Here is a 12531-nt window from a genome sequence, read left to right as displayed (position 1 = left end):
CGCCCGGAATTGAGCGCCGTGCATATTGGCCTGCGGGTGTGTTTCTTCTTACCCTGCTACCAGGTCAATCGAGGCGGATCACTTGAGGGATGAATGCGACGACAAATCACCCTGACGGCAGCAGCCCTTGTTGCTGCAGGCGCGGCTCTCGTTTCCACGCCGACGGCCGCGGCGCCGACCGCAGCCAAACCGGAGGCGGCGGAAATTCAGATTCCAGAACGGTGCAAGGTCCTCAGTAACGGCAAGCTCTGCGTCAGGCTTCTCGAAGAACCCGAACGAATCCAGGTCTTCTACCAGAAGGTCTCCGGAAGCAAGATCACAGCCCGGCTCGGTCTCAAGACTGAGACTTCGAGAACCAGGTGGGACGAGTGGCACTCCGTCGCTGCCGGAGACATCCTCAGTCAGGTGTGGAAAAGTAGCTGGGGATGTTTCGCCGAGGGATGGGTCGGAGTGTTGCAGGTGGAGGGGGTGGGTACGTTCCAGACCCCGCCGACCAGCTGCTGATACTCGATTATCAGTTCTTTCACCTCACAACACCCGCTGATTGCGAGGATAGAGATGGAAAGAAAGAAGACGTTCGTGGCCGGGATTGCGGCGTCGATAGCCGTCTTAGCTTTCATGGCCGGCCCGGCGTACGCGCAAAGCGCCGATCCCGCCGCGGAAATATCACGCCAGGCTCCCACGGGAGCAGTGGGAGTTCTGGATACGAAGTGTGGCGGGCCGAGCAATGGCGAACTCTGCGTCAACCTGTTCCGGGATTCTCAGGGACAGGGCATCCTCGTGCGGTATGACAAGTGCTGCGGCAGTGAGGTCACCGCAAGGGTGGGCTGGAAGAGGGCAGGCAGCAGCGACAGCACGGCCACCTGGGATTCAACCTGGTACAAAGTGGAGAGAAACGAGTACATTGTAAGGACGTGGCGCGTCAGCTACCCGTGCAACTACGAATACGAGGGGCTGCTCCAAGTGTCCGGTCAGGGCATCTTCCGTACCCCCGACACGGCCTGCTGAGTTGGTGTGACCGGCCCGACGTGGTGATCGAACGGACGCCGGCTCGTGTGGTCTTCACGTAACGGCGGCATGAGGCAGGGCCCCGCGGTGGCTCGGAGCGCGATTCCGACCGAGTGCCGGAAGGCCCTGTTGCCACAGTTGCCACCGTCCTTGGCCGGGGCGAACGCACCGTCTGAAAACTGTGCACTGGCCGTCAGTGAGCTTCTTCGAGGTGGTCACCGATCAGGTGACGGTTCGCGGGCGGCGACGAGCGAGGCGCCCCGGGCTGTTGATCGAGATGTCTGACGTCTCAATCATCTTGCTCGGGGCCTCGTTGGTCATCGATCACTGCCGGGCCGCACCCACGACCTGACCGCCGCCCACACCCACCGGATCATCCGAATCTGCAAGCGCCAGGGCGTTCCCATCGTGGCCGATCGGACCACGGGCATCAAACACAGGCCCCTGCAGGAACTCACCCCCACCCGGAGAACCCGCAACCGGTCCCGGCCGCGGCACGGGCACCCGTCGAACACGGCGTTGCCCGCCTGAAATCATGGCGGATCTCCCGCCGCTCCCGATGCAGCCCCACCCGCATGACCTCGAACTTCAAGCACCAACTGCTGCTCCACCACACCGTGGAGGACGACGTTCTGTGGCCGCGCCCGACGGATAAGGTGGCGCACCCGCCCGACTACCGGCTCCTGCTGGCGGACATGGAGGCCGAGCACGCCCGTATCGACCAGCTGCTGGCCTCCGTCGAGGCGGCCCTGGAGGAACCGGCCGCCGACCTCGTCGAGCAGGTGGACCGCCGGAGGAAGTCGCTCGTGGAGCGCCTCGATCACGAGGAGAAGAGCGCACTGCCGCTCATCCAAGAAGTGCTGACACCGGCTGACTGGCGCGTCTTCGCAAGCAGGATGCGCGAGCGCCAGGGCATACGGGGCGCGGCGGTCTACGTACCGTGGATCACCGACTCGATGCCTGCCGCCGACCGGGAGCGATTCCTCGCACACCTCCCACCGCCGGTGCGCGTCGTCAACCGCAGGCTGTGGGAGCCGCGCTACGGAAAGAGCGGGATGTCGGCCGTCTGAGGCTGCCGGGCCCGGGCCGGGCAGCATTGCCGCTCCTGGTGGTGCATGGTCAGTTGCCGGCAGAACCGCATGAGATAGCGGCACTCCTGCGGCTCTCGGGCGTCCGCAAGTCGATCACGGGCAGCACCTTGGACACGCGTCGGCTGATCTGCGTCGCGAAGTCTGCTACTCAGGTCGGTCAAGGACATGGGCGGATACTGCCCGGGGCAGCAGCAATCGGCGTCTGATCCCGTCAAGTTCCCATCAAGGTCGTCCTGGGATGCTCCGGGAACAGGCTCGTGCGACGGGCAAGGTTTTGCGTGAGGGGATAACAATGAAGGCGCTGGCACAGCGTGTGGTGGAGCCGGCCGCGGTGAGTATTGCGGCCGCGGCGATTGCGTTGGGCACGGTTGGACCGGCGTCCGCGGACTCACCGACCATCCCGTACGGCGGCTGTGATGTAATGTGGATTTCGTCGCCCCGTATGTTCCTGATCTGGGACACGGACGTCAACGGCAAGCAGTGTGCCGTCCAGTACTCGTACAAGGCTGACCACACACCCAACAAGTGGATCTACCATCCGAAGGACATGTCCGGCTACGACTCGTATCCGGTAAGCAATCCGGACGGCGATAAGTGGGTCTTCTTCCGTGTGTGCGAAGCTGTCAGCGCCTTCAGCTGCACCTCCTGGAAGCAGTACGCCACCTGACACGCAGATGCAGGCCTCCCGGGGAGCGGCCTTTGCGGCAGGGATTGATCTGGGTCTCGCGGACCGGCGACGTGATGGACCGCTGGCTCGTTGGCCGCGGACGGACCGGTGTCGGACAGGTGGCGGACTCAGAGGCTGTGGTCGAACGAAGTGAGTGACGTGCCCGTTCGAATCCTGTATACCGTTGACGGGTCACCGGCCAGAGATTCCTCACTCTCCACGACGATGAATCACTCACCCCGAGGATCGCGAGACGGTACTCCCGAAGGAACGGACAGAACAATGATCATCTTTGGCACCCGGAGCACCGCGGTCCAGCTCGCCGTGATCAACCTCTTGTGCGGCATGTGCGGGAACCCGGCGGCACACAGCCTGCTCAAGCGGGTCACGAAGTTCACGCTGTTCTTCATCCCGCTGTTCCCTGTCTCGACAAAATACTTCACCCAGTGCACGTTCTGTGGGGCGTCGGGCCAGATAACCAAGGAGCAGTCCGAGCAGTTCCAACTGCAGGCGGCACCGCAGTCGTCGCCCCAGCAGGATACCGGCAACCCTTTCGCCCAGGAGCCCGCACCTCAGCAGCAGCCGCAGACCGGCGGCCGGAACCCTTACAGCTCGTGAGAACGGCCCATCGAATGACAACTCCTGGTATGGCGTTTCGTGTTGCTGAAGTCGCGAGACTCCACACCTGCTGAGCTTCAAAGCTGGTGTCGTGCGGGCTGATGCCTCATGATCGCGGCGGTATGCCGGATGCGTGAGGTTCGCGTGGGCCGCGGGCTTACCGATGAACGGGGGGCCGTCCGCGAGAAGTCAGGCCGTGGTGCGCCAGGCCACGCCTGGTATCAGGCATGCCCCTACCTGGCATCGCCGGGCGGAGCCGGCCCTCATCTCGGTGGCCAGCCTTGACAACGGCCGGCCGCGGGCGGCGCTCCTCGCTCGGCGGGCGGTCTCGGCCGGGCCGGTGAGTAGGTGGCGGCCGCGTCAGGTCGCTTCACGATGGCGTACAAGGTGCCGGCCGCATACTCGATGAGGCCGTGCCACCGTGGCCTCATCAGGGAGTTCCGCTTCTGCATACGGAGGATGACTCATGGCAACAGTACAACGACGTGCCGCGGGTTTCGGCGCCGGTCTTGTCGCCGCCGCGGCGCTGCTCACGTCCGGGGCGGCGAACGCCGCCGACAGCGATGAGATGACCGTCAAGGCTCTCTGTAGCGACTACCAGACGCAGCAGGATCTCGACCCGACCCCCAATGGCAGCTATGCCAAGTGGGATACGGGCCAGCACACCGGTCCTGCGTACACATGCGGTCGGGTCCGAGTTGTGGACAGCAACGACGGCCTCGACTACCACTGCGCGACCGACAGCCGCGACAGCAACGGGTACCGCTGGACCCACGTGCGGTTCACCGCCGCCGATCCGGATCTGAAGAGCTCGTACGGGTGGATCCGCAACGACAAGCTGACCAACGGCGGGAGTTCGGAGTCCTGCCTCAACCAGCCGACTTTCCCCTGACTGATCCCCACACCGAATTGTCGGGCCTGGTGCCGCTCCACGGAGCGCGGCGCCGGTCGCACGCGCATGGCGAGGGTCACGCGCGGTCTGCCAGGCATTGCGCATCATCTCAAGGATCCTGGGCGTCGTCGCCGTCGCCACCGGAGGGCATTATGGCCGCTACCGCCGCCCCGGCCCTCGCCGACGGCATTCCCTTCGCGAAGACGGCGGCCTGCACCACGCAGGCTGTCGTCGGCTCTGGCGCCCGGGCCACGCTTACCAGTTGCACGGACGACGGCACGATTCGGGTGACCGGACAGTTGCAGAGCACCTGGACGACGGCGAATGCACGCGCCTGACCGTACGGATCGGCCGTTACAGCGACAACTGGACTGTGTGCGATGGCGAGTCGGAGCAAGTCGACACCGGAGAGCAGACCGGAACGAGCGCCACCTACAGCCTGGCCACCCTATAGCGGAGTTCATCTCCGCTCCACCATCGTCGGCCTGACGACGCCGCCCATACCCCCGTTAAGCGGCGCCGGGGCCGACAGGACCCCGGCGCCGATTGAGCCCCCGTTCGGCGGCGCCGGGGTCATCAGCAATGCACAAGCGAACAGCGGTCGGCGATGTCGGCTGTAACCGGCAGTCACGGCGAAACCGCCAACCTCAGCAGCCTGCCGTGACGCCGGTCGATGGAGGGCGAAGGGGTCTTCGCCGCATGACCGGCGTGGCGATACGCCGAGAACGTCGCTTCGTGTCCCCAGGAGACGGATGACCCGACCCGAAGATCCGAAGCACAGGGAAAGCTCGGGCATCGTGGCTCTCGGGGGTCTGGAGGCGCACGGTGCTCGCTGCAGGCCGCGTGCGACCCTCGCCATGCGCGTCGGACCCGGCGCCGCGCTCTGTTGAGCGGTGCCGGGTCCAACGTGCTCACGGTCTTTGGATCGATCAGGGGAAAGTCCCTCCTTGACGAGACTTGACACGGCCGTACCGAAGGCGCACCTAGCGGTGCGGGAAATGCGCAGGGTCTCTACGACAGGCACCCCGATCCGCCCCCAAGTGGCTCGACCGGGACAGTCGCCTGCGGCCAGGGCCGCTTGCGGCCCACATCTGAGAATCTGGGCATCGTACGTGCCTCGGCCTCAGGTGCCGCGCGACCTGAGTGGTCCCGGGGTCGGAGGCCATGCCAGACGCCCTTGCATGCACCGTTGACGCCGTCAGCCATGGGGGGAGAGAGCCATGTCACCAGAGGTGTCGCAGCCATGGTTGCTGTCGAAGCCTCTGGTCGCCTGGCCGCGGATGGCACCGGACCAGCGTGCTCGCCCCGGCATACGCCACGACCAGCTTCCCGCATCCTCGCCGCCCTGCCAGCCTCCGAGCAGTATGAGCATCGTGCACAACCGGAACCCGGAATTGAGCACCGTGCACATTGCCCCCTGGGTAGGGCCTCGCCTACCGTCACGGTGACGGTCCATCTGATGCGCAGTGAACGAAGACGCCCGTCCAGCGAGTGCGGTCTGTTCATCGAACCGAAGAGTGAACTGGTCGATGTCCACCGTGTGTAAGTAGCTTTCGACCAGTCGACAACTTCCCGTCAAGGAGAGCGTCGTGGCAACTGGCAGGGAAATCTCGCTCACCGGACTGGCCGTAGCACGCTATGCCGACCTGGCGCTGACCCTTGCAACAGAAGGAACGGCCCCGTGGCATTGTCGACGCCTCCCGCAGAGCGTCGTCCTCAGCCGCGGGTGAGGCGAGTATGCGCAACATGATCTCGTGGCGACGTGGGCGATCGACCATCGACCTAACCAGGCATTGTTCTTCTTCGGTCAAGACATTCTTGTATCCGACGGTTTCTCATACCCGGGCATGGGTCTCACTGTGTAACCCCCGCACCGTCGTTACCTTCTGCTGCAGCCTGACGTCCTCGTGCCGTCATGACCGTGGTTTCGGGCGGCGCTCTCGCCGACGTGGGCCGAAGAGCCGAAACAGAGAATGTGGAGGATCGACGGCGTGAGCGAGTTACGGCTGCTGGGCCCGGTGGAACTCCGCGGGGCGGACGGTCGGCGATTCCCGCTGGGGCCGCCGCAGCAGCGGTCTGTACTGGCTGTGTTGGCGATGTCACCCGGACGGCCGGTCATGGCTGAGACGCTGATTAGGCACGTCTGGCGGGATGAGTCGTCTGGCGGCGCGCGTGACGTGCTGTATACGTATATCTCCCGGCTGCGTGGTTTGTTGCGGGAGGCCGCACAGGATAGTCCGCACGCTCCGATGTTGCGCCGCGGCAACGGCGGATACGTGCTGGACATCTTGCCTGAGAGCGTCGATCTCCAACGCTCTCGCGCACTGGCGGATCAGGGAAGGTCAGAGCGGGCCGACGATCTGGAGCGGGCGGCGAAGTTGCTCGGCGAGGCGGGCGCGCTGTGGCGTGGTACGCCGCTGGCCGGGCTGCGCGGGCAGTGGGCGGAGCAGGTGCGGGCCGGGTTGGAGCGGGAGCGGGTCACGCTGCTGACAGAGCGGTACGAGCTGGAGCTGGAGATGGGCCGGCATGCGGAGTCGGTGGCGGGCTTGTCGGCGGAGGTCGTGGAGAACCCGTTGGCGGAACCACTGGCTGGGCAGTTGATGGTCGCTCTGTTCCGTTCCGGGCGGCAGTCCGACGCTCTACAAGTTTACGCTCGTACCCGCCGGGCGCTCGTCGATGAGATCGGCGAGGAGCCGGGTCCGGAGCTGCGCCGGCTGCACGAGCAGATTCTCCGCCGGAGTCGCGATCTGAACTGGCGTCAGGAGCCGCACAAACCCGGCGCGGAGCAGTCCCAGGTCCCGCCTCGCGATGCCCCGCCGGCCGTGCGCCCTGCGCAGTTGCCGCCCGCTGTGGCCGGGTTCACCGGGCGGGAGACGTACCTCGACCGATTGGACCGATTGTTGCCGGGAGCGGGCGGAGGCTCGTCGGACGCGACGATCTGTGCTGTGGTCGGCACCGCAGGGGTGGGGAAGACTGCGCTGGCAATGCACTGGGCCCATCGGGCGGCGGAGCGATTTCCCGACGGGCAGTTGTACGTGAACTTGCGCGGGTTCGCAGCGGCGGACAGTCCCGCCGAGCCGGCGGAGGTATTGAGGGCCTTTCTGCAGGCCCTGCAGATCCCGGACAGCCAGATCCCCGAGGGCACCGAGGCACGCACCGGGTTGTTCCGCAGCCTGCTGGCGGGCCGGCGGGTACTGGTGGTTCTCGACAACGCCCGCGACGACTGCCAGGTGCTGCCGCTGATGCCCGGAGCACCGGGATGCGCCACCCTGATCACCAGCCGGCACCGGCTGCCCAGCCTCGTCGCCGAGACGGGTGCGGATCAGATCGTGCTGGAGCCGTTCAGCACGGAAGAAGCACGGCAGCTGCTCGTCCGGCGCCTGCCAGCCGAGCAGTTAGAGGGGCGGCAGGACGCGGTGTCGGACGTCGTGAACGGCTGCGTACGGCTGCCGCTGGCCCTGGCCCTGGCCGCCGCCCACCTCGCCGCACGTCCGGGCATCACTCTCACCGCGCTGGCCGACCGTACGCCCGACTCCGGCGGCTGCGAGCTGACGGCGGACGTACGGACGGTCCTCTCCTGGTCGTACCGCGTACTGAGCCCCGCCGCCGCCCGGCTGTTCCGGCTGCTCGGCCTCCACCCGGCACCGGAGTTCAGCACCGGCGCGGCAGCCGCCCTGGCTGGTATCGGGCCGCCGCAGACCCGCCCTCTCCTACGCGAGTTGACCTGGGCCAGCGTGCTCGACGAGCGAATGCCCGGCAGGTTCGCCATGCACGACCTGCTGCGTGACTACGCCGCCGAGCTGGCGCGCGAAGAGGAGGAGGAAGAACAGCGCCGAGCAGCCGTGGGGCGGGTGCTCGATTACTACCTGCACTCGGCGCACGGCGCGTGCCGGACCCTGTGGGCACACCGTGACCGGCTCACGGACCTCGGCCCTGCCCCGTCCGGTGTCACTCCCGAGGTGTTCGCCGAGGCGGGTCCGGCCTTCGCCTGGTTCGCCACCGAACGGCGCACGCTCACCGACGCCGTGCGACTCGCCGCGAGCGCCGGGCTCGACGGCCACGCCGTCCGCCTGGGCCGCAGGCTGGGCACCTACCTCGACCGTGACGGGCGCTGGATCGAGCAGGGCCGGCTGTTGCGGACTGTCCTCGCGACGGCCCGCCGGACGGGCGGCGACCCCGCGGGCGACGCCGAGCTGGCCGCCGTCCTGTGCGACCAGGCCCGCTCCGCCTTCCGCCTGGGCGACCTCGATCAGGCCCGCGAACGTCTGGACAGCGCCTACGAGCTCTTCCGCGCCCATGACGACCTTGCCGGTCAGGCGGAGGTCCACCACTACATAGCCAACCTGCACGAGGTGCAGGACGACCCGGTGCCGGCCCTCCGGCATGCACGCACATCCCTCGCCCTCTACCGCCAGGCCGGTGACCGCCGCGGCCAGGGCCGCGAACTCAACATCATCGGCTGGATCCACGGCCTGCTCGGAAAGCCCGAGTTGTCGCTCGCCCGCTCTCGGCTGGCACTGGCCGTACAGGAGAGCGTGGGCGACCTGTACTTCATGGGCATCACCTGGGACACCCTGGGCCGCGCCCACCACCGCCTCGGCGATCCACACGAGGCGATCACCTGCTTCAGGCGCGCGATCGAACTGCTGGAATCACCCGACGCCGCGGACCTGCTGAACGCAGCCAAGGCACACACCGCCCTGGGCGACGCGCAGGCCGACATCGGCGACACCCCCGCCGCCCGGGCCTCCTGGACACGAGCCCTGCGCATCTTCGAAGACCTCCGCCACCCGGCCGCCGCCGAACCCCGCTCCCGCCTGCAAGCCGCGTAGGCGACCTCTCCGCCGTCCGGCCTCTGGACCGGGCCCGTCCAGGTTCCGTCAAGAGGCTTCCGCCAGAATGCCGATACCGGTCCCGCCCGTCAGAGTTGGGAGCGAGTATGGCCGTGCAGACCTCGGAGGGTCAGGTGGGATCGGTGGCCGGCAATCCGCAGGTTGGCGGTGTTCTGGCGAAAACGGAGCGCGGGGGTCGGCAGAGGCGGGTGGGGCCGGTGGACGCGGCAGAGGCGCGTGGGGATGGCACAGGGCTCGACGGGCTGCTGCGTGAGGTGAGACGCCAGGTATACCGCGGACACAGGCCGGACACGCGGGAGGTCTTGGACTGGCTGCACCGGCACACCGGCGTGGACTTCGCGCTGGTCGCTGAGGACGGAAACACGGTGGAGTCGTCCACCGCAGGCTTTCCCCGAGAGATTCTGCCTGCGCTCACTCCGCTGCTCGCGCGAATGGGTGTCGGGCAGTTGGCCGCGGCCGCTGCCCAGGCCGACCTGTGGAACGTACGCTGTGAGACTGTCGGCGTGCACGACTCGCGCTCTGTACTGGTGGCTGCCGATCGGTCGGTGCTGAGTTCGGAGACCACCGCGCTGATCTCGCACACCGGCACTGTCATCGCGCTGCTGCGCCGTGCCACGGACGGCGAGCGGACCTGGCGCGGTTTCCAGTACAAGGCGCGCCAGGTGAGGTTCGGCGTGCTCTCGGCGCTGCTGGCGGGCGAGCCGCTGCTGGCCCGTCGCATGACGACCGGCGCCGTCCCACCATTGCTGGAGGCCGACCGACTGCGAGTCCATCTGCTGCACTGCCTGCCGGCCGACCGCGACCGGATCGTACGGGCCTACCAGGATCCCTCCGGCTACCACGGCCCCGACCTGATGGTCCACTGCCCTGTCTTCAAAGAGCACCTGATCTGCCTCATCGCCGACGACGCAGGTGCCGGGGGTGGGAACGGGCAAGGCTCCGGCGGCCGCACCGGTGGCCTGGGCCCGGTGCTCCGCCGTCTGGTGCGGGACAACCCCGGTTACGCGATGGGTGTCAGCGGTCCGCATCCGCTCGACGCGACAGCCGAGGCGTACGGCCAGGCCGCCCACGCCCTGGCCGCCGCCCGCACCACCTCCGGCCGGGTGATCTTGTACCAGGGCCAGACGCCGCTCAACGGTGTCTTGCCCCGCCGGGCCGCTCTGGCCTGGGCGCATGCACTCCTGCGGCCGCTGGACTCTCTTCCGAAGACCACCGTCACCATCACCCGTCTCCTGATGAGCATGCCCCGAGCGGCGGTGGCCCGCCTGCTCGACCTCAGCCGCAACACCGTCACCGCCCACATCAGACGTGCGGAACGGGCCCTCGGCCTGGATCTCGCCGATGTCCGCTCCCGCGCCACCGTCCATCTCGCCCTCGCTCTCACTGGTGGCTGCACCACGAACGAGCCCGATGAGCCCCAAACACCACCCACCCTGGACGACTTGCTGCGCACCGAACCCGCCGCAGCCTGGGCCCGTACGTTCCTGCTGCCGCTGCAACCCCTGCAGCGCCGCACCCTTCATGCGTGGATCGACGCCAACACCGACGGTCAGCAGGCCGCCCGCCACCTCGGCATCAGCCGCAACACCGTCCGCGCCCACCTGCGCACCGCCGAAGCCCATCTCCGCCGCGATCTGCTGACCGCCGGGGCCGGCATCCACGACGTCGTCCACGCTCTCCACATCAGTACCGCCCGGGCCGTCTGACCACCGTGCACTGCAAGGCTTTGGCTAGAACCGTCTGCCCGGCCCAGGCCGCTTCATCAGGAGGAGACGCGCATATCTGCTGGCCGCAATTCAATGCAGCACGCATCTGCGCCCGCTTGGGCGTAATCGGCCGCCTGCAAGCCGCTCGCCCAGCCGCGCAGCTTGCATCCTCGTCGATAGGAGGCTCAGCTTGCCGCACGAGTAGCGGGCGTCTGTAGGGTGGCGCGCTGGATCGGTGGGATCGGCGGATCGTGGGGGAGTTCATGCGGATGGTGTCGGTGGTCGGGACCGTGGCGGTGCTTGGTCTGATCGCGGCCTGCGGGTCCGGTTCCGGGGGCGAGGAGGACGGCTCCGGCGGTCCCGGCAAGGCGGGGGCGACAGGCGGGGCGGAAGGCGGGCAGGCGGCCGGGCGGGTGGGGGACGCACCGGTGCCGAAGGCCTACGACAAGGGCAAGGGCTGGTCGCAGCCGCTGGAGTGGATGGCGGGGTCGACCGCGCCGGCGATGCCCGTGACGGTGGCGCCGCGGGCGGACACGGTGGCGTATCTCCTCGGCGCCTCCGGCGGCTTCACCGTCGAGGCCCGTGACGCGGGTTCCGGCGAGCTGCGCTGGTCGAGCAAGCCGTGGACCCCGCCGTCGCCGGTCGAGGAGCCGTCGGCGGACGGGGCAGCGGGGGTTCCGAGCGTGGCCACGGTGGAGCAGGACGGCCGCGAGTACGTCGTGGTGTGGGCCCACGGCATGGAGGGCAAGGACGAGTTGCACGACGGCAAGGAGGTCGTGCGCCTGGCGGTCTTCCCCGCGGACGGCTCCGGCGACGGGACGGTGCCCGCGCGGCAGGTCTCCGTGCCGGTGGACGCCCCGTCAGGGGTGCAGGTGCGCGACGGCGGTGACGGGGCGCTGGTCACCTGGGATCCCGTCGGCTCGGACACCTACGGCGTGTCCGTGGACCTGACGACCGGCAAGCGCAACGCATTCGGCTACGAGGACCTGGACATGCCGCAGTGCGGCCCGGCGTCGTGCATCGGCGGCGGGAAGGTCGTCGGGGCGGGCGGCGAAGGGCCCGTGGTGAGCATGGAGACCGGTGGCTTCGGCATCCCGGGGCGCTGGTTCAACGAGGACTTCGCGCCCGAAGGGGTGTGGAAGGACCCGTACGGCGACGAGATCAACGGCCGGGTGACGGCCGCTTCCCCCGGGCATGTGGCCGCCGCGTGGCGGGTCGGCGAGGCGGGGATCGACGGCCGGTGGAAGTGGTCGCTGCACGACGCGCGGACCGGGGAGCTCCAGGCGCAGGTGGACTGCGACGCGGACGACGTGGCGGAGCAGGGGAGCCTACGGGAACGGGGATCCGGCCGGACGCCGGAGCTGTCCGTGTCGCCCGGCGGCCGCTACGCGGCGGCAGGTCCGGCGGCGTTCGACCTGAAGACCGGCGAGGGCGTCTGCGTGGCCGGTGACGGCGACCGCAAGGAGATGCACCTGCTCTCCGTCACCGACGACGGGATCGGCTACGGGTACGTGACCGAGGAGACCGAGGGCCCGCAGACCGGAATCCAGGTCGACCTCGCCGACGGCGAACCCGAGGCCCTCCCACCCGGCACCGACCTCCCCTTCCGCCCGCTGCGCGACACCGCGCTGTTCCTCCCACTGATCGGCGGCGGCGACACCCCGGCAGTCCAGGTCCTGCACAGGCGCTAGGACTG

Annotated in this window: 10 protein-coding genes and 1 pseudogene; all 11 read left to right on the top strand. The window is 68.2% G+C overall.

Annotation, left to right across the window (positions count from 1 at the left end; genetic code table 11):
• The first annotated feature begins 93 nt into the window (after nucleotides 1-93).
• A complete protein-coding gene (locus DMB38_RS07775; protein ID WP_125934535.1) occupies nucleotides 94-504 on the top strand; it encodes a hypothetical protein in 411 nt (136 codons plus the stop codon).
• Nucleotides 505-558: 54 nt separating this feature from the next.
• Nucleotides 559-1008 carry a hypothetical protein gene (locus tag DMB38_RS07770; RefSeq protein WP_125934534.1) on the top strand — a complete coding sequence of 150 codons (450 nt, stop codon included), beginning with the start codon at nucleotides 559-561 and terminating at the stop codon, nucleotides 1006-1008.
• 324 nt (nucleotides 1009-1332) lie between these two features.
• Nucleotides 1333-1592 (top strand): annotated as a pseudogene (locus DMB38_RS36040) (transposase family protein); the annotation flags it as partial.
• On the top strand, nucleotides 1584-2078 hold the full coding sequence (locus DMB38_RS36425) for a hemerythrin domain-containing protein (protein ID WP_125934533.1): 495 nt from the start codon (nucleotides 1584-1586) through the stop codon (nucleotides 2076-2078). The pseudogene DMB38_RS36040 and the gene DMB38_RS36425, both read left to right, overlap by 9 nt.
• A gap of 313 nt (nucleotides 2079-2391) precedes the next feature.
• The gene (locus DMB38_RS07760; protein WP_125934532.1) at nucleotides 2392-2766 is read left to right on the top strand and encodes a hypothetical protein; all 375 of its coding nucleotides are present in this window, start codon (nucleotides 2392-2394) and stop codon (nucleotides 2764-2766) included.
• A gap of 282 nt (nucleotides 2767-3048) precedes the next feature.
• Nucleotides 3049-3384 carry a zinc-ribbon domain-containing protein gene (locus tag DMB38_RS07755; RefSeq protein ID WP_125934531.1) on the top strand — a complete coding sequence of 112 codons (336 nt, stop codon included), beginning with the start codon at nucleotides 3049-3051 and terminating at the stop codon, nucleotides 3382-3384.
• 466 nt (nucleotides 3385-3850) lie between these two features.
• On the top strand, nucleotides 3851-4276 hold the full coding sequence (locus DMB38_RS07750) for a hypothetical protein (protein WP_125934530.1): 426 nt from the start codon (nucleotides 3851-3853) through the stop codon (nucleotides 4274-4276).
• Between the two features lie 152 nt (nucleotides 4277-4428).
• Nucleotides 4429-4614 carry a hypothetical protein gene (locus DMB38_RS07745; RefSeq protein ID WP_125934529.1) on the top strand — a complete coding sequence of 62 codons (186 nt, stop codon included), beginning with the start codon at nucleotides 4429-4431 and terminating at the stop codon, nucleotides 4612-4614.
• 1635 nt (nucleotides 4615-6249) lie between these two features.
• Nucleotides 6250-9108: a BTAD domain-containing putative transcriptional regulator gene (locus tag DMB38_RS07740; RefSeq protein ID WP_125934528.1), complete on the top strand. Its 2859-nt coding sequence runs from the start codon at nucleotides 6250-6252 to the stop codon at nucleotides 9106-9108.
• A gap of 107 nt (nucleotides 9109-9215) precedes the next feature.
• A complete protein-coding gene (locus DMB38_RS07735) occupies nucleotides 9216-10835 on the top strand; it encodes a helix-turn-helix domain-containing protein (protein WP_125934527.1) in 1620 nt (539 codons plus the stop codon).
• A 251-nt stretch (nucleotides 10836-11086) separates the two neighbouring features.
• The gene (locus tag DMB38_RS07730; RefSeq protein WP_240662809.1) at nucleotides 11087-12526 is read left to right on the top strand and encodes a hypothetical protein; all 1440 of its coding nucleotides are present in this window, start codon (nucleotides 11087-11089) and stop codon (nucleotides 12524-12526) included.
• Nucleotides 12527-12531: the final 5 nt, after the last annotated feature.

The organism is Streptomyces sp. WAC 06738 (genome assembly GCF_003945505.1).
In the GTDB taxonomy this organism is placed as follows: domain Bacteria; phylum Actinomycetota; class Actinomycetes; order Streptomycetales; family Streptomycetaceae; genus Streptomyces.
The sequence above is the reverse complement of the archived record's forward strand: the minus strand, read 5'-3'. Positions and strand labels throughout refer to the sequence as shown.

Bases quoted from the DNA above. Each gene is read 5' to 3' on its own strand.
- DMB38_RS07775 (WP_125934535.1), top strand. From the start codon at position 94: ATGCGACGACAAATCACCCTGACGGCAGCAGCCCTTGTTGCTGCAGGC.
- DMB38_RS07760 (WP_125934532.1), top strand. From the start codon at position 2,392: ATGAAGGCGCTGGCACAGCGTGTGGTGGAGCCGGCCGCGGTGAGTATT.
- DMB38_RS36425 (WP_125934533.1), top strand. From the start codon at position 1,584: ATGACCTCGAACTTCAAGCACCAACTGCTGCTCCACCACACCGTGGAG.
- DMB38_RS07745 (WP_125934529.1), top strand. From the start codon at position 4,429: ATGGCCGCTACCGCCGCCCCGGCCCTCGCCGACGGCATTCCCTTCGCG.
- DMB38_RS07740 (WP_125934528.1), top strand. From the start codon at position 6,250: ATGTGGAGGATCGACGGCGTGAGCGAGTTACGGCTGCTGGGCCCGGTG.
- DMB38_RS07750 (WP_125934530.1), top strand. From the start codon at position 3,851: ATGGCAACAGTACAACGACGTGCCGCGGGTTTCGGCGCCGGTCTTGTC.
- DMB38_RS07770 (WP_125934534.1), top strand. From the start codon at position 559: ATGGAAAGAAAGAAGACGTTCGTGGCCGGGATTGCGGCGTCGATAGCC.
- DMB38_RS07755 (WP_125934531.1), top strand. From the start codon at position 3,049: ATGATCATCTTTGGCACCCGGAGCACCGCGGTCCAGCTCGCCGTGATC.
- DMB38_RS07735 (WP_125934527.1), top strand. From the start codon at position 9,216: ATGGCCGTGCAGACCTCGGAGGGTCAGGTGGGATCGGTGGCCGGCAAT.